The 15,512-nt window shown below is 65.3% G+C and carries 16 protein-coding genes; 4 read left to right on the top strand and 12 right to left on the bottom strand.

Features of this window, described 5'->3' with window-relative positions:
- Nucleotides 1-48 precede the first annotated feature (48 nt).
- From K4G67_RS15015 to ccoN, 10 genes are all read right to left on the bottom strand, one after another.
- Nucleotides 49-903, bottom strand: a complete 855-nt coding sequence (locus K4G67_RS15015; RefSeq protein WP_338026445.1) for a radical SAM protein — start codon at nucleotides 901-903, stop codon at nucleotides 49-51.
- Between the two features lie 31 nt (nucleotides 904-934).
- Nucleotides 935-1,183: a hypothetical protein gene (locus tag K4G67_RS15010; protein ID WP_239807131.1), complete on the bottom strand. Its 249-nt coding sequence runs from the start codon at nucleotides 1,181-1,183 to the stop codon at nucleotides 935-937.
- Nucleotides 1,180-1,332 carry a cbb3-type cytochrome oxidase assembly protein CcoS gene (ccoS, locus tag K4G67_RS15005; protein WP_239807130.1) on the bottom strand — a complete coding sequence of 51 codons (153 nt, stop codon included), beginning with the start codon at nucleotides 1,330-1,332 and terminating at the stop codon, nucleotides 1,180-1,182. Before ccoS ends, K4G67_RS15010 begins: the two co-directional genes overlap by 4 nt.
- Nucleotides 1,329-3,560, bottom strand: coding sequence for a heavy metal translocating P-type ATPase (locus tag K4G67_RS15000; protein WP_239807129.1), 2,232 nt, complete (start codon nucleotides 3,558-3,560; stop codon nucleotides 1,329-1,331). Before K4G67_RS15000 ends, ccoS begins: the two co-directional genes overlap by 4 nt.
- On the bottom strand, nucleotides 3,557-4,003 hold the full coding sequence (locus K4G67_RS14995) for a FixH family protein (RefSeq protein WP_239807128.1): 447 nt from the start codon (nucleotides 4,001-4,003) through the stop codon (nucleotides 3,557-3,559). The genes K4G67_RS15000 and K4G67_RS14995 overlap by 4 nt, the downstream gene beginning before the upstream one ends.
- A complete protein-coding gene (ccoG, locus tag K4G67_RS14990; RefSeq protein WP_239807133.1) occupies nucleotides 4,000-5,418 on the bottom strand; it encodes a cytochrome c oxidase accessory protein CcoG in 1,419 nt (472 codons plus the stop codon). Before ccoG ends, K4G67_RS14995 begins: the two co-directional genes overlap by 4 nt.
- 157 nt (nucleotides 5,419-5,575) lie before the next feature.
- Nucleotides 5,576-6,487, bottom strand: a complete 912-nt coding sequence (gene ccoP, locus K4G67_RS14985; protein WP_239807127.1) for a cytochrome-c oxidase, cbb3-type subunit III — start codon at nucleotides 6,485-6,487, stop codon at nucleotides 5,576-5,578.
- A complete protein-coding gene (locus K4G67_RS14980) occupies nucleotides 6,477-6,641 on the bottom strand; it encodes a cbb3-type cytochrome c oxidase subunit 3 (protein ID WP_239807126.1) in 165 nt (54 codons plus the stop codon). The genes ccoP and K4G67_RS14980 overlap by 11 nt, the downstream gene beginning before the upstream one ends.
- The gene (gene ccoO, locus K4G67_RS14975; RefSeq protein ID WP_239807125.1) at nucleotides 6,638-7,447 is read right to left on the bottom strand and encodes a cytochrome-c oxidase, cbb3-type subunit II; all 810 of its coding nucleotides are present in this window, start codon (nucleotides 7,445-7,447) and stop codon (nucleotides 6,638-6,640) included. Before ccoO ends, K4G67_RS14980 begins: the two co-directional genes overlap by 4 nt.
- Before the next feature lie 14 nt (nucleotides 7,448-7,461).
- Complete coding sequence (gene ccoN / locus K4G67_RS14970; RefSeq protein ID WP_239807124.1) at nucleotides 7,462-9,123, bottom strand: cytochrome-c oxidase, cbb3-type subunit I; 1,662 nt, start codon at nucleotides 9,121-9,123, stop codon at nucleotides 7,462-7,464.
- 216 nt (nucleotides 9,124-9,339) lie between these two features.
- Here ccoN and K4G67_RS14965 point away from each other — a divergent pair, with 216 nt between their 5' ends.
- Nucleotides 9,340-10,038, top strand: a complete 699-nt coding sequence (locus K4G67_RS14965; RefSeq protein WP_239807123.1) for an OmpW/AlkL family protein — start codon at nucleotides 9,340-9,342, stop codon at nucleotides 10,036-10,038.
- Nucleotides 10,039-10,087: 49 nt separating this feature from the next.
- Here K4G67_RS14965 and K4G67_RS14960 read toward each other — a convergent pair whose 3' ends face one another.
- Nucleotides 10,088-10,564, bottom strand: coding sequence for a MarR family winged helix-turn-helix transcriptional regulator (locus K4G67_RS14960; RefSeq protein ID WP_239807132.1), 477 nt, complete (start codon nucleotides 10,562-10,564; stop codon nucleotides 10,088-10,090).
- Nucleotides 10,565-10,770: 206 nt separating this feature from the next.
- Here K4G67_RS14960 and K4G67_RS14955 point away from each other — a divergent pair, with 206 nt between their 5' ends.
- From K4G67_RS14955 to K4G67_RS14945, 3 genes are read left to right on the top strand one after another with little or no spacing between them, the layout of a single operon-like run.
- On the top strand, nucleotides 10,771-11,532 hold the full coding sequence (locus K4G67_RS14955; RefSeq protein ID WP_239807122.1) for a hypothetical protein: 762 nt from the start codon (nucleotides 10,771-10,773) through the stop codon (nucleotides 11,530-11,532).
- 46 nt (nucleotides 11,533-11,578) lie between these two features.
- Complete coding sequence (locus tag K4G67_RS14950; RefSeq protein WP_239807121.1) at nucleotides 11,579-12,964, top strand: NAD-dependent succinate-semialdehyde dehydrogenase; 1,386 nt, start codon at nucleotides 11,579-11,581, stop codon at nucleotides 12,962-12,964.
- The gene (locus K4G67_RS14945; RefSeq protein WP_239807120.1) at nucleotides 12,961-14,376 is read left to right on the top strand and encodes a dihydrolipoyl dehydrogenase; all 1,416 of its coding nucleotides are present in this window, start codon (nucleotides 12,961-12,963) and stop codon (nucleotides 14,374-14,376) included. Before K4G67_RS14950 ends, K4G67_RS14945 begins: the two co-directional genes overlap by 4 nt.
- 69 nt (nucleotides 14,377-14,445) lie before the next feature.
- Here the strand turns inward: K4G67_RS14945 and K4G67_RS14940 are convergent, their stop codons facing one another.
- Entirely contained in the window at nucleotides 14,446-15,360 is a 915-nt protein-coding gene (locus tag K4G67_RS14940) for an EamA family transporter (protein WP_239807119.1), read from the bottom strand.
- Nucleotides 15,361-15,512 lie beyond the last annotated feature (152 nt).

Here is a 15,512-nt window from a genome sequence, read left to right as displayed (position 1 = left end):
CTTAGACACCCAGTTCCTAATTCAGATCAGAGGCTTAGGCCACTCCCGCTAACCCTTTAGGACCGGTCCGGTGAATACGACGGGATAGCCGTGCGTCACGAGATAATCGAAACCGAGCTGTGCCATGGCGAAACGCTCTGCCTGATCGGGCATGCCGGCGGTGTCGATCACGCGTTGCCGCGGCACGATATGCGGCACATGGGCATAGCCGAAAAGCGCCACCCGGTCGGCACGAAGCACGCGCGTGCGATACAGGCTGTCGAGAAGATCGTCGCGTGTCTGACCAGGCAATCCGTACATGAGATCGAAATTGAGCGAGGTCACGCCTGCTTCGCGCAGCATGTCGGTCGTCGCGACGATCATGTCCTCGCTCTGCACCCGTCCGATGCGGTGCTGACAATGGGGCGCGAAGGTCTGCACGCCGAGGCTGGCGCGCGCGATGCCGATGCGCTCGATCGCCTGCGCCCATTGCGGGGACATCGTGCGCGGGTCGAGCTCGATCGAGCAGACGGGATCGACAAGGGCAAACCGGACGGTCAGCAGGTCGACCAGCCGGGTGAAATCGGTCGGCGTGATGGCGTTGGGGCTGCCCCCGCCGAAAGACAGGCGCGTGACCCGCGTGCCTGCGGGCAGAAGCGCGGACACGGCCGCGATTTCGCGGTGCAGCGCGTCGAGATACGCCGTCAGCCTCTGCCGCCGGCCCGCCGCGCCGGTATTGCAGCCGCAATAGAAGCAGATCTTCTCGCAGAACGGGATATGGACGTAGAGCGAGACATCGCCCGACACGTTTTCGAGCGCCTCGCGATAGTCGCGCCCCTCTATGGCGCCGAATTCGGCCGCCGTGGGAAAGCTGGTATAGCGCGGCACGGGCACGCTGAGCAGATCGGGATGATAGGGCCACATGCCGCCCGTGTGTCACCGGCGGCGGCGGCCGTCATTGCGATGGGTCAAATTTGCGGCGGTCGCATGCGGCATGGCAGGGTTTGGGCGGGCACCGCGGCGGCGCGGCTGGATCGCGCTCTTGCACGGGAATGTCGATCGTGCGCCCCGCCGCCCCGGAACACAGCGTCAGGCGCAGTGTCCGCCCCGCCGATGCGTCCGGCTCCGGCCCCGGCCCGGCGGCCAGCGGGAACAGCGCGGCAAGGGCGATAAGCGCCGGCACCGCGGACAGGCTGATGCTCATGCCTGATCCTCCTCGTCATCGATCAGGATGCGATGGGCCGCCCCGTCGAGATCGTCGAACTGCCCATCGCGCATCGCCCAGAAAAACAGCACGAGCCCCGCGCCGCCCATGCCGAGCGCGATGGGGATGAGAAAGACGAGCACGCTCACGCCGCCGCCCCTCCCGGCATGGATGGCATGCCCGGCATCGCCGGCACGCGCGCCAGCCGCAGCGCGTTCGCCACCACGAGAAGCGAGCTCGACGACATGGCGATCGCGGCGACGAGCGGCGTGACCTGCCCCATCAGCGCCAGGGGTACCGCCGCCACATTGTAACAGATGGCGAGCGCGAAATTCTGCCGTACGATCCGCATCGTGCGCCGCGCCGTAGCGACGGCGAGCGCCACGGGAAAAAGCCGCGTTCCTGTAAAGACGGCATCGGCGGCCTGCTGGCTCGCGTCGCTGGCCGTGCCGGGTGCGATGGCCGCATGCGCCGCGGCCAGTGCCGGACCATCGTTCAACCCGTCCCCCACCATGAGCGGGCGATGTCCCTGCGCCTTTGCATGGTTGAGAATGGCAAGCTTCTTCGCCGGGGTCGCTCCACCTTCGCCGGACAGGTGCAGCATTTGCGCCACGCGATCCACCGCGGCGCGGCTGTCGCCCGAAAGAATGCGCGGCACAAGGTTCATCGCGCGCAACGCATCGAGCGTGGCCTCCACATCGCCGCGCAGCCGGTCGGCAAAGCCGATGGCATGGGTCTCGTCGCCGATCCGCAGTTGCACGCGTGGCCCTTCGTTGCCGCCCGGAGGTCCATCACGCGGGCCATCACGCGGGCCGTCGGCCGGGCGGGCCAGCGCCACGAATACGCCATCGTGCCACCCCGTCACGCCCTCCCCCTCACGCTCGACAATGGCATCGACCATGGCGGGCACGACCCCCACGTCGGTCAGCGCGCGGCTCAGCCCGATGCTAAGCGGATGGCGGCTTGCCTGCGCGAGTGCGAGCGCGATGGAGGCCGCACGCGTATCGAGCCCCGCAATGTCGGCGCGCAATTCGCCCAGCGTCAACGTCCCCGTCTTGTCGAGGAATACCATGTCGATTTCGGCCAGCCGTTCGAGCGCGCTGCCATCCTTGATGAGCAGGCCACGCCGGATCAGCGCGCCCGTCGCCACCACCTGCGCGGCGGGCACGGCAAGCCCGATGGCGCACGGGCAGGTGATGATGAGCACGGCAATCGCGATGGTCAGCGATTGATGCCACCCCGCCCCCGCGATCATCCACCCTGCAAATGCCAGCGCGGCGAGCGTGTGCACCGCGGGGGCGTAGATGCGGGCGGCTCTCTCGCTGATGCGGACATAGCGGCTGCGCGATTGCCCCGCCTCGTCCATCAACCGGGCGATTTCGGCAATCGCGGTATCATCGCCGGTCCCTGTGATACGAACCTGGATCGGTCCATGCATGTTGATGGCCCCTGCATGGGCCGGGGTGCCCGGTGCGGCATGTTCGGGCGCGCTTTCCCCCGTCAGCATCGCATTGTCGAGCATGGCCGTCCCGCTCTCCACCACGCCATCGGCAGCCAGCGCCTCCCCCGCCGCGACCAGCATGACCATGCCCGGCTTCAGATCGCCGGCCGGCATGCGCCGCACCGATCCGTCCGGCCGGATCACGCCCGCATCGCGGCCCATGCGGCTGAGCAGCGCGCCGATCCCCGCCCGCGTGCGCCCGCGCATCCCTTCGTCCAGTGCACGCCCCGCGAGCAGGAAGAACAGGAGCATCACCACGCCATCGAAATAGGCATGAGCCCCGCCCGTCGCCGTTTCATAGAGGCTGAGTGCCGCGGCAAGGGCGATCCCGATCGAAATCGGCACATCCATGTTCGTCTTTCCGCGGCGCAGCGCCCGCGCCGCCGAGGCAAAGAACACCCGCCCCGAATAGGCGAGTACCGGAAGCGCGATCATCGCCGAAAGCCAATGGAATATGTCGCGCGTCACCCCTTCGGCGCCGGACCACACGCTGATCGAGAGAAGCATAACATTCATCATGCCAAACCCCGCCACCGCGAGCGCGCGGAGCAGGCCGCGCATCTGCCCGTCCTCCGCGCCGGATGGTTCGCCTGCGCCGGTGCGCGCGGCGCCCGTCACCTGCGCCTCGAACCCGAGGTCGCGCAACGCGGTAACCAGCTGCTCGGGATCGACCCTCTCGTCATGGCGCACGGCGACGCGGCGCGCCGAGAGGTTGACCCGTGCCTCCCCCACCCCGTCGAGCGCGATTAGCCCGCGTTCGATCGTCGCGATGCACCCGGCGCAGCGCATTCCCGGCACGGTCAGCCGGGTATCGCGGACAGCCGTGCCCGAAAGATCCGCCATGGCATGTGGCGAAAAGACGGCGGGCGCGTTCATTCGAACCGCATTTCCCGGCTCCATTCCTCACCTTCGGCGAGAACGGAAACGCGCGCGATCCAGCGTCCGGGCGGCACGGGGCGCGTCGACACGAACGCCCCCGGCCCGACCTCGGTAAAGGCAATATCCGACGCCGCCGGATCGCCGAGCGGGCGGCGCAGGGCGGCGGACACCCGCGCCCCGCTTGGAATCCCCGCCGTGGTCACGATCATCCGGCCATCGCCCGCGCGCGCCACCCCGGCGTCCCAGCCCAGCGCATCCTGCGCCCGCGCGGTTTGCAGCCATCCGTTGAACTTCTGGCTCGCGACATAGGAGTTTTCGACGACCACCCCGCCGAAACCACGGGTCGCCAGCGTCGCCATCGTGAAATTCACCGCCATGACAATGCCGAACCCGGCGACGAGAATCACGCTCATATGCCGTCCGGTGAACTCGCGCTTCATGGGCTGTTTCCTTGTGGGGCGGAGAAGTGGGTTAGAGCCTCCGCCGTTTCATGCTGTTGGTCGAGGGAGGTCAGGCGGAAGGTGAAATCCTGCGCCGACGCGCCGGGCGGAGCCGCGACATAGGCACGCATCGTGCGGGTCTGATCGGCAGGCACGCTGATTATCTGCGCCTTGGCGGCGTCATCCTTGCCGACGGTATCGGACCACAGGACGGCACCGGGCAAACCTTCGACGGCGATGCGAAAACGGCGCGGCCGGCTTTCCATGTTGCGCAGCTTCAATGTGTAGGAATTGCGCAAGCCCCCATCGCTCATCATCATGAAAGGCGGATTGCGGTCCGGCGACACGGTCAACCCGGTATGGCTGCGCACGCCCAGCGCGAACAGCAGCGAAAGGCCCACCGCGCCCCAGATCAGGCCATAGGCAAGCGTGCGCGGACGCAGGATCGTGCGCCACGGGCTCCGGGGCTTTTCGCCGCGGGCCTCCGCCTCGCAATCCTCCAGCGTGGCGTAATCGATCAACCCGCGCGGGCGGCCCACGTCGGCCATCACCCGGTCGCACGCATCGATGCAGAGCGCGCAGGTGATGCAGCCCACCTGCGGCCCTTCGCGAATGTCGATCCCTGTGGGGCACACCGCGACGCATTGGCGGCAATCGATGCAATCGCCGAAATGGGCGGGATTCTTCTCCGCCTTCTTCACGCTGCCGCGCGGTTCGCCGCGCCAGTCCTTGTACGTCACGATCAACGATTTTTCGTCGAGCATCGCGGTCTGTATCCGCGGCCAGGGACACATGTAGATGCACACCTGTTCGCGCATGAACCCGCCCAGCGTCACGGTCAGTACGGTCAAGATCGCGACAGTGACATAGGCGACCGGCGCCGCCTCGCCTGCGAAGAATTCGCGCCACAAGGTCGGCGCATCGGCGAAATAGAGCACCCATGCCCCGCCGGTCGCGAAACCGATGGCGAGATAGATCGTCCATTTGAACGCCCGGCGCGCGACCTTTCCCCATGTCCACGGCGCCGCGTCGAGCCGCATGCGCGCATTGCGATCGCCATCGACGAAGCGGTCGACATGCTGAAACAGATCGGTCCACACCGTCTGCGGACAGGCATAGCCGCACCAGGCGCGCCCCACCGCCGAGGTGACGAGGAAAAGCCCCAAACCCGCCATTACCAGCAGCCCGGCGACGAAATAGAATTCGTGCGGCCAGATCTCGATCCCGAACATGTAGAAGCGCCGGTTCGCGACATCGACCAGCACGGCCTGATCCGGCGCATACGGTCCCCGATCCCAGCGTAGCCACGGCGCCGCGTAATAAATGCCGGGCGTGACCGCCATCATCGCCCATTTGAAGCGGCGAAACCGGCCGTCGATGCGCTTGTTATGCACAGCGGCCCGTTTCTCGTACATCTTTTGCGGCAGATGCGCGCGCCCCGGCTCGTGCGGTTCGTGGCGCACGGTCGTGGCGGACGGATCGGCGACGGCGCTGCTGACCGGACGGTCGGGCTTGGGCCGCGGCTTCTGCGCGTCCGCCGGGTCGCGCGCGTCGGGCGCACGGGCGTCTGGATCAGGGATGGTCATCGACCTCTACCGCCGGATCTTCGGCTTTCTCGATGAAATCCTCACCCCCGCCGAGCGAATGGACATAGGCGGCCAGCATGCGGATCGTCGCAGGATCCAGCCGGTCCTCCCATGCCGGCATGACCCCCATGCGCGGGTTCAGGATCTGCCGCCGGATATCCTCGCGCGTGGAGCCGCGCAGCCAGATCGCATCGTTCAGCCGGGGCGCGCCGAGTTCGCGGCTCCCCCCGCCCGCCGGGCCATGACAGGCGGCGCAATTGTCGGCAAAGGTCGCCGCGCCCTGCCGGTTGGCTTCGGCCTTCCCGCTGAGCGAGAGGACGTGGTCGATCAAGGCCTCCATCTGCGCAGGCTCGAACACCCCTTCGAAGGGCGGCATCTGGCTTTGCCGCGTGTCGTCGTGGCCCGGCGCGCGGATACCGTTGACCAGCGTGTATTCGATGGCGCGTAGATCGCCGCCCCACAACCAGTCATCGTCGTTGAGATTGGGATAGCCGAGACGGTGGCTCCCCGCACCGCCCGAACCGTGGCATTGCGTGCAATGCACCTGAAACGCGGCGCGCCCGCCGGCCACCGCTTGCGCGAGCAGCGCGCTATCATCCGGCAGGCGTTCGACCGGCACACGGGCGAGCGCATCGTGCACGCCGGTGCGGGCAGCATTGGCCGCGTCCAGATCCTTTGCCAGATCGCCCCTGCTCGACCAGTTCAACACGCCTTGCGTAGCGCGGTCGACCATGGGCCAGGCGGGATAGGCGATGACATAGCCGATCGCGAACACGATGGTGAGGTAGAAGGTCCACAGCCACCACCGCGGCATCGGGGTGTCGAGTTCCTCGATCCCGTCCCATTCGTGTCCCACCGTTTCGGTGCCGGTGGCCTCGTCGACGCGCCTATTCGCCATCGTTTTCGTCCTTGAAAATGGAATTGGCGGCGGTTCGGTTGTGCGCCCGCGCGCCGGGGCGGAAGGGCCAGGCGCAAAGGCATGCGAACACGCCGAACATCGCGATCAGCGCGTGGCTGTCGGCGAAATGGCGCAATGTTTCGTAAACGCTCATCGCCCCTTCTCCTCGGCCAGTTCCTCCTGCGCGGCGGCACTGTCGAGATCGACCAGCGTGCCCAGCATCTGCAGATAGGCGAGCAGCGCATCCATTTCGGTTACGCGGCCCGGATTGCCATCGAAATCGCGGATCTGCGCCTTGGGATAGCGGGCGAGGAGATCGGCCGCATCGCCAGCCTCCGGATTGGCCTGCACGATGAGATCCCCGTCCGCCTGCGCGATGTCGGTATCGGAATAGGGTACGCCCACCCGGCGCAGCGCGGTCAGCATTGCGCCCGCATCCGCGATTTCCAGATCGTTTTCGGCGAGGAAGCCATATTGCGGCATGACGCTTTGCGGCACCACGCTTTGCGGGTCGGTCAGATGCTGCACATGCCATTCGTCGGAATAGCGGCCGCCGACGCGGGCAAGGTCCGGCCCGGTCCGCTTCGACCCCCATTGGAACGGATGGTCGTACATGCTTTCCGCAGCGAGGCTGTAATGGCCGTAACGTTCCACCTCGTCGCGGAACGGTCGGATCATCTGGCTATGGCAGGCATAGCAGCCTTCGCGGATATAGATGTCGCGCCCCGCCTGTTCGAGCGGGGTGTAGGGGCGCACCCCTTCCACCTGCTCGATCGTGTTGTCGATCCAGAACAGCGGCGCGATTTCGACCAGCCCGCCGATCGCCACCGTCACGAAGGTCGCGATGGCAAGCAGGGTGATATTGCGCTCCAGCCGCTTGTGACCGCGCACGGTCGCCTCGACGTCGGGCGGTTCCTGCGACAGCGGCAGATTGTCGGGCGTAGGATCGGAAATAGACATGACAGGCGCAGTTCCTATTCGGCCGGCTCGGCCACGATGGGTCGGTCGGCGGCGGGATCGTAGGCGGCATCGCGCATCGGCTTTTCATCGCGCAGGCGGCCCGCCATCGTCATCCACACGTTCCAGGCCATGATCGCCCCGCCCGAAAGGTAGAGCAGCCCGCCGAACGCACGCATCACATACATCGGGTGCAGCGCGGCAACGGTGTCGACGAAATTGTTCACCAGATAGCCATCGGCCCCGTATTCGCGCCACATCAGGCCCTGGGTAATGCCGGCGACCCACATGCTGGCGGCGTAAAAGACGATGCCGATGGTCGCGAGCCAGAAGTGCCAGTTGATCATGCGCAGCGAGAACATTCGCTCCCGCTTCCACAGCCGTGGCACGAGGTAATAGACGCAGGCGAAGGTGATCATCCCGTTCCAGCCCAGCGCGCCCGAATGCACGTGCCCGATGGTCCAGTCGGTATAGTGCGACAGGGAATTGACGCTCTTGATCGACAGCATCGGCCCTTCGAACGTGCTCATCCCGTAAAAGGCGAGCGCCATGACCATCATGCGGATGATCGGATCGGTGCGTACCTTGTCCCATGCACCGTTGAGCGTCATCAGACCGTTGATCATGCCGCCCCAGCTCGGCATCCACAGCATGACGGAAAACACCATGCCCAGCGTCTGTGCCCAGTCGGGCAGCGCGGTGTAATGCAGATGGTGCGGGCCCGCCCAGATGTAGAGGAAGATCAGCGACCAGAAGTGGATGATCGACAGGCGATAGGAATAGACCGGGCGTTCGGCCTGCTTCGGCACGAAATAATACATCATGGCGAGGAAGCCCGCCGTCAGGAAGAACCCGACCGCATTGTGCCCGTACCACCATTGCGTCAGCGCATCCTGCACCCCGGCAAAGGCGCTGTAGCTGCGCGAGCCGAGGAAGCTGACCGGCACGGCCAGGTTATTGACGACGTGCAGCATCGCGATCGTCACGATAAAGGCGAGATAGAACCAGTTCGCGACGTAGATATGCGGTTCGTGCCGCCGCACCAGCGTGCCGATGAACACCGCGCCATAGGCGATCCACACGATGGTCAGCCAGATATCGACGTACCATTCCGGCTCTGCATATTCCTTCGACTGCGTGATGCCGAGCAGATAGCCGCTCGCCGCGAGCACGATGAACATCTGGTAGCCCCAGAACACGAACCGGGCGAGCGCGGGGAAGGCAAGCTGCGTACGGCAGGTGCGCTGCACCACGTAAAAGCTCGTCGCGATCAGCGCATTGCCGCCAAAGGCAAAGATCACGGCGGAGGTGTGCAAGGGACGCACCCGGCCAAAATTCAGATAAGGCTCGATATTGAGCTGCGGAAAGGCGAGCTGTGCTGCGATGAAGACGCCGACCAGGAACCCGACGATGCCCCAGAACATCGTCGCGATCACGCCCCAGCGGATCACGTCATCGTCATAACGCGAAGGCCCATCCGGCATGCGGAAAAACCCGCGCGCCCGGCCCACCGGGTCAAAGCGCGTCGCGCTCATCATCATCAACACGAGCGCGGCGAGCGCCACGATCCCCGCCTGCACGGCAAATCCGTGGTCGGCTGCGGTCGCCGCCACGATGATCGACATCAGCAATACCGCGAACCAAAATATCGCCCGGCCGAGTGCAGCTTCCGCTTGCATCGCAATCTCCATTGGTTTCGCCGGCTCGCTAGGGCGGGCGCGGCGACCGTTCATTGATCCATCGCAAATTGCGCGAAAACATGGCGGGCCGCGCGCACGGATCACCTGCATTGACGTGGATCAATGCAGGTGATCCGGCGCGGGTGCAGGGCGTCGATGGCAGCGCGAAAACCCTTGGCCGCACCGGGCGGCCGCCGCCCTGCCGGGATATGATCGATGAAACTTCCTGTCGCGCACGGTATGGCGGCAATTGCCGCGCTTGCGCTGCCGCTTGCCGCCGCCACTCCCGCCCTCGCCCAGATGCAGGCCCCGGACCGTGCCGGATCGGTTCAGATCCGCGGCTTCGTCACCGGCGTCCTGCCGGATGCGGCCATCATCGATGTCGAGACCGACATCGTCGGCCTGCCCGCGGGCACCCAGACGGAGGCGAACGACAATGTCGTGCCGACCGTCGGCATCGAATATTTCGTCACGAGCGCGATTTCACTCGAGACGATCTGTTGCCTGACGCAGCACGATGTCGATGGCACGACCGGCCTGCCCGGCGCGGAACTCGTCTCGGATGCAAAGCTGGTGCCCGCGACGCTGACGGCGAAATATCATTTCGATCTCGGCGGGGCGAAACCCTATGTCGGGGCGGGACCGGCCTATTTCATCTTCATCGACGAAAAGCCGGGCGCTGCGACGCTTCCGCTCGGCGTGACCGATTTCCATCTTTCGGACGAGCTGGGTTTCGCGCTTCAGGCGGGCGTCGACCTTCCGGTCAATGATGCAGGGTTGATGGTGAGCCTCGATGCAAAACGCTATTTCATCGACACCACGGCGAGCTGGTATGCGGGCGACACGCTCGCCATCCGGACAGAGCACACGCTCGACCCCTGGGTGGTGAGCGCGGGGATGGGGCTTCGTTTCTGATCGCGTCTAGGCGGGGCGGCGGGCGGGGAAACGGCGCCCCGCCCCGCCCTTAGCGCGCCGCCTGCATCGCGGCGAGCGTATCGACCATTTCGCCCAGCGTTTCGCGCAAGGCGTCGACCCGGTCCTCGTCCTGCCCGGCGAGCATGATGGCCGGAACCGAGCGCGCCGCCTCCCGCAGGTCGCGCCCCGCCTGCGTCAACCGGATGCGCACGCGCCGCTCGTCCGCGGGATCGCGCATGCGTGAGACAAGCCCCGCACTCTCGAGCCGCTTCATCAGCGGGGTGATCGTCCCGCTGTCGAGATAAAGCCGCGCGGCCAGCGCGCCGACCGTCTGATCGTCGCATTCCCATAAAACCAGCATCGCCAGATATTGCGGATAGGTAAGGCCGAGCTGCGACAGCACCGGCGCGTAAAGCCGGTTCACCAGATTGCTCGCCGCATAGAATTTGAAGCACAGCTGCGAATCGAGCAGCAGCGGATCGCGCCGCCCGGTGGCGGGCGAAGGGGAAACATCCCGCGCGCTCATACGGCCTTGCCGCCCATGCGGTATGAAGTGAAGCTGTCGATCATCGCGGGCCTGCATAGCAACAGCCGTCAATTCACTGCACACGAAATCATATTGCGTGCAAAGCAATCCCACACAATGGAACAATCGGCGCCGCTGCTCATTCCTCCATCGAACTCTCCTCGCATCCCACCGGGCGCCAGTCCGGGAAAGGACACTCGGCGATCATGCAACAGCTCGCGACCGACTTCATCAATTTCCGTGGCAAGTTCCGCATCGGCGGGGTGATCGACGTGGGCACGCAGACGTCGCTCATCCGCCGGGCGAACGGACGCTATTTGTTGATCGACAGCTATGGCGTTGAGGGCGAGGACCGCGGCGCGCTGCTCGGCCTGACGGACAATGGCGCGAAGATCGACGCCATCATCAACGTGCATCCGTTTCACACGCTTCATTGCGAAACCGCACACCGGATCGCGCCCGATGCGCGCCTGCTCGGCACGCGGCGCCATCGCGAACAGGTGCCGTCGCTGCCATGGGACGACGCGCTGATCGAGGATCCTGCGACACAGGCCGAGTTTGCGGAGGAGTTGGAATTTTCGGTGCCGGCCGGGCTCGAACTCGTGCCCGATAACGATCGGGTGCATGCCGCGTCCGTGCTGGTGCGGCATCGGGAAAGCCGGATCGTCCATGTCGACGATACGATCAACGTGCTCGCGGCGCCGGGCGTGTTGAAGTCGATGCTTCCGCCATCCCGGCTCAAGTTTCACCCGACCATGTCCGGCGCGCTCGAAAAACGGGCGGGTGCGGCGGATGACTTTGCCGCGTGGGCGCGCGATCTGGCCGAAAAATGGGCCGATACGCCCACGGTTTGCGCGGCCCACTCCGCGGTTCGGCAGCTCCCGCCCGGCGGCTGGCGCAACGAAATTCTTGCCGCGCTTGCCGATGCGGAAAAAGCCCTCGCCAGCCATCGCGGCACTTACGGCTGACCCCGACCGAATACACCGAACATCATACGAACCGAGGATTGCATTCATGTCCGACCAGAACTTCACCACCATCAACCCGCTCACGCAGGAGGTTATCGAGACCTATTCCTACATGAGCGACGAGGACGCCGCCCGCGTGGTCGAGGACAGCCACAAGGCGTTCCTCGACTGGCGCTTGAAGAGCCTCGATGATCGCGCGAGCGTCATTGCCGCCATCGGCAAGGCGCTTCGCGACAAGAAGGAGGAGTTCGCGCAATTGATGACGCGCGAGGTCGGCAAGCTGATCGGTGACAGCCGGGACGAGATCGAGCTTTGCGCCGCGATCTGCGACTATACCGCAAAGCATGGCCCCGACGTGCTCGCCGACGAGGAGCGCAAGGCCAAGGACGCCACCGCCATCGTGACCCATGCGCCGATCGGCGTGGTTTACGGCATTCAGCCCTGGAACTTCCCCGCGTATCAGGCCGTGCGCTATTCGATTTCGAGCCTGATGGCCGGCAATGGCGTCCTGCTGAAGCACGCCGAAAACTGCACGGGGAGCGGCGAATATCTCGGGCGGCTTTATGAAGAGGCGGGCCTGCCGAAGGGGCTCTTCGGCGTGCTGCGCATCACCCATGATCAGTCCGATACGATCATCGCCCACGATCTGGTGCGCGGCGTGACCATGACCGGCAGCGACAAGGCCGGACGCCACATCGCGAAGAAAGCGGGCGAGGCCGTCAAGAAGACAGTGCTCGAACTCGGCTCCAACGATGCATATATCGTGCTCGACGATGCCGATCTCGACCTTGCGGTCAAAACCTGTGTCGCGGGGCGCATCTACAACAATGGTCAGACCTGCGTGAATGCAAAGCGGTTCATCGTGACCGAGAAGAATTACGACGCGTTCGTCGAGGCCTATGGCAAGCAATTCGCCGGGATCGAACTTGGCGATCCGACCAAAAACGACACGAAACTCGGGCCCATGGTATCGAAATCGCAGCGCGACGGACTGCACGAGCAGGTGACCGAGAGCGTCGCGAAGGGCGCCCGGCTCGTCACCGGCGGGACCGTTCCCGATCGGGCAGGCTGGTTCTATCCGGCCACCGTGCTGGCCGATGTGGCACCGGGACAACCGGCCTATGACGACGAGCTGTTCGGTCCGGTCGCCTCCATCATCAAGGCGAAGGACGACGAGGATGCGATGCGCATCGCCAATGACAGCCGCTACGGCCTTGGCGGCGGAATCTTCAGCCGCGACACCGATCGCGCGCGCGAACTGGCGGCGAAGCATTTCGATACGGGCATGGTCTGCATCAACACGTTCGACATCGCGTCGCCCAACATGCCGTTCGGCGGGGTCAAGAATTCGGGTTACGGTCGCGAACACGGGCCCGAGGGGATCAAGGAATTCGTCAATGTGAAGTCGATCCGGATCGCGAAAAGCAAATGAGCGAGACCCTAAACTGCGACGTAGCGGTCATCGGGGCGGGCACCGCAGGGCTCGCCGCCGAACGCGCCGCCCGCGGGAGCGGTGCGGCGACATTGCTGATCGACCCGGAATTTCGGGGAACCCTGTGCGCCAACACAGGCTGCATGCCGTCCAAGCTGCTGCTCGCCGCGGCGAAGGAAGCCCACCGCATCGGCAAGGCCGGCCTGTTCGGGATCGAAGTCGGTGACCTGCGCATCGACGGACCCGCCGTGATGGAACGGGTGCGGTCCGAACGCGACCGTTTCGTCCGGCTCACCCGCGAATCCATCATGGATCTGCCCGACGACATCCGGGTGCAGGCCCGCGCATGTTTCGAAGGCGAAAACCGCCTCGCCCTGTCCGATGGGCGCTTTGTCGAAGCGAAGGCCATCGTCATCGCCACGGGATCGAAGGCGGTTGTGCCCCCGTCCTTCGCCGCGCTCGGCGATTTACTGCTCACCAATGAAAATATCTTCGAACTGCGCGATCTGCCCCGGCGGCTGGCCGTGGTCGGGTCGGGTTCCATCGGGCTCGAAATGGCGCAGGCGTTTGCGCGGCTGGGGACCGAGGTGTGCCTTTTCGACAGGGCGGATCGCATGGGAAACCTGCGCTGCGACAAGGTGCACGAAGCCCTGCGCGGGATTATCGAGAGCGACATGACCGTCCACCTCGGCGTCGATGTCGAACCGTCGCGCGACGGCGATTGCGTGCGCGTGAAATGGAGCGGCGACGATAACGAGGGCGAAGCGGAGTTCGACATGCTGCTCGCCGCGCTCGGCCGTCCGCCGCTGCTCGACGGGCTCGATATCGAGAATGCGGGACTCGAATGCGACGAAGATGGCGTGCCCTGTCACGACCGCGAAACCATGCGATGCGGTACGAGCGCGATTTTCATGGCGGGCGACGTCGCCGCCGATGTTCCCGTCCTGCACGAGGCATCGCACGATGGCCGGATCGCCGGGCGCAATGCCGCCGCCCTGCCCGCGCCGATCGCCATCGAACGTCATGTCAAATTCACCATGATCTTCACCGACCCGCCCGTGGCCAGCATCGGCGTCGCGGAGGACGACAGCGCCGTCAGCGGGAGCGCCGATTATTCGGATCAGGGGCGCGCACGCGTGGAGGGGCGCAACGAAGGCGTTCTTACCCTCTATGCCGCGGCGCCCGAAGGCCGGCTGATCGGGGCCGATCTCGTCGCGCCTGCGGGCGATCACCTTGCGCATGCGATCGCGTGGGCCATCGAACGGCGCGTCACGGCGAGCGAGATGCTGGAGCTTCCGTTCTATCATCCCACGATCGAGGAGGGGTTGAAATCCGCTTTGCGGACCATTTGCGCCGCGACGCCGCTCCCCCTGCCGGAATCGCAGGATACGGGCGCACCGGCTGGCGCATGACCATTCGCACGAGTCATGACGTGCGGGGTGGGTCCACCGGTCGCGAATCACGGATAGTGGGCGTCGTCATCAGGCAGGCGGCAATTCGTTGAGCATCGGATCTGGCTCCCGGCGTGCGGCCATCGCCGTGCCAGCGGAGGCGAGAATGACGCAGACGATGGCGATGCCCTGGCGCACCGAAAGCAATTCGTGCAGGAAGAAAAAGCCTGCGACGGCGCCGATGGCCGGCTCCACGCTCGTTAACGTGCCGAAAACACGCGCGGGAATGTGTTTGAGCGCCACCATCTCCAACGAGTACGGGATCGCGCTCGATATGGCCGCCACGACCATGCCGGTCACGATGAACCGCGGGTCGAGCAGCGCCGCATCCGCGCTGAACACGCCGACCGGCACCACGATCACCGCAGCGACCGCCATGGCGATTGCGATGCTATGCCCCGCATGCTGTTGCGCGAGCTTACCGCCCAGCACGATGTAGAGCGCCCAGAACACGCCCGCCGACCCGGCGAACGCCATGCCTGTGGGATCGAGCCGCGATCCCGTTTTCTCGATCGGAAGCAAAAGCGCAAGGCCTACGAGCGTCAGCCCGAGCCAGCCAAGATCGCGGGGACGACGCGTGCTCCACAATGCGACCCCGAGCGGCCCCATGAACTCTGTCGCGATCGCAATGCCAAGTGGAACGGTCCGAAGCGACAGGTAAAAGCACAGATTCATCAGGCCAAGAGACGCGCCGAACGCAGCAAATAGCCGCCATTCCGGCGCACTGTATCGACGACGCCAGGGCCGCCAGATCGTCAGGAGAAACAGCGCCGAAAACCCGACCCGGTAGGCCACCGTCCCCGCCGCGCCGACATGCGGAAACAGCGATTTTCCGATCGAAGTGCCGATCGCAAGCGACATCATGGCAGCCAGCAATGCGGCAAACGGAATGATCGGGGCGAAGACGCCGCCCGAACCTCCGCCATTATCCTTAGCCGTGCTCATGCATGAACCCTTAGCGAGTGGGGCCATGGACCGGCACTCAAATCATGAGAGCACGATCATTTTATGTGCTGCGGCTGGGTGATTTGGTTGCGGGGGTTGGATTTGAACCAACGACCTTCAGGTTATGAGCCTGACGAGCTACCGGACTGCTC

The sequence above is a fragment of the Croceicoccus hydrothermalis genome (genome assembly GCF_022378335.1).
Taxonomy (GTDB): Bacteria; Pseudomonadota; Alphaproteobacteria; order Sphingomonadales; family Sphingomonadaceae; genus Croceicoccus; species Croceicoccus hydrothermalis.
The sequence above is the reverse complement of the archived record's forward strand: the minus strand, read 5'-3'. Positions and strand labels throughout refer to the sequence as shown.

What these genes read in the sequence shown, in the direction of transcription:
- K4G67_RS15015 (WP_338026445.1), bottom strand. Translation starts at nt 903, where the DNA reads ATGTGGCCCTATCATCCCGATCTGCTCAGCGTGCCCGTGCCGCGCTAT.
- K4G67_RS15010 (WP_239807131.1), bottom strand. Translation starts at nt 1,183, where the DNA reads ATGAGCATCAGCCTGTCCGCGGTGCCGGCGCTTATCGCCCTTGCCGCG.
- K4G67_RS15000 (WP_239807129.1), bottom strand. Translation starts at nt 3,560, where the DNA reads ATGAACGCGCCCGCCGTCTTTTCGCCACATGCCATGGCGGATCTTTCG.
- K4G67_RS14995 (WP_239807128.1), bottom strand. Translation starts at nt 4,003, where the DNA reads ATGAAGCGCGAGTTCACCGGACGGCATATGAGCGTGATTCTCGTCGCC.
- ccoG (WP_239807133.1), bottom strand. Translation starts at nt 5,418, where the DNA reads ATGTACGAGAAACGGGCCGCTGTGCATAACAAGCGCATCGACGGCCGG.
- ccoP (WP_239807127.1), bottom strand. Translation starts at nt 6,487, where the DNA reads ATGGCGAATAGGCGCGTCGACGAGGCCACCGGCACCGAAACGGTGGGA.
- K4G67_RS14980 (WP_239807126.1), bottom strand. Translation starts at nt 6,641, where the DNA reads ATGAGCGTTTACGAAACATTGCGCCATTTCGCCGACAGCCACGCGCTG.
- ccoO (WP_239807125.1), bottom strand. Translation starts at nt 7,447, where the DNA reads ATGTCTATTTCCGATCCTACGCCCGACAATCTGCCGCTGTCGCAGGAA.
- ccoN (WP_239807124.1), bottom strand. Translation starts at nt 9,123, where the DNA reads ATGCAAGCGGAAGCTGCACTCGGCCGGGCGATATTTTGGTTCGCGGTA.
- K4G67_RS14965 (WP_239807123.1), top strand. Translation starts at nt 9,340, where the DNA reads ATGAAACTTCCTGTCGCGCACGGTATGGCGGCAATTGCCGCGCTTGCG.
- K4G67_RS14960 (WP_239807132.1), bottom strand. Translation starts at nt 10,564, where the DNA reads ATGAGCGCGCGGGATGTTTCCCCTTCGCCCGCCACCGGGCGGCGCGAT.
- K4G67_RS14955 (WP_239807122.1), top strand. Translation starts at nt 10,771, where the DNA reads ATGCAACAGCTCGCGACCGACTTCATCAATTTCCGTGGCAAGTTCCGC.
- K4G67_RS14950 (WP_239807121.1), top strand. Translation starts at nt 11,579, where the DNA reads ATGTCCGACCAGAACTTCACCACCATCAACCCGCTCACGCAGGAGGTT.
- K4G67_RS14945 (WP_239807120.1), top strand. Translation starts at nt 12,961, where the DNA reads ATGAGCGAGACCCTAAACTGCGACGTAGCGGTCATCGGGGCGGGCACC.
- K4G67_RS14940 (WP_239807119.1), bottom strand. Translation starts at nt 15,360, where the DNA reads ATGAGCACGGCTAAGGATAATGGCGGAGGTTCGGGCGGCGTCTTCGCC.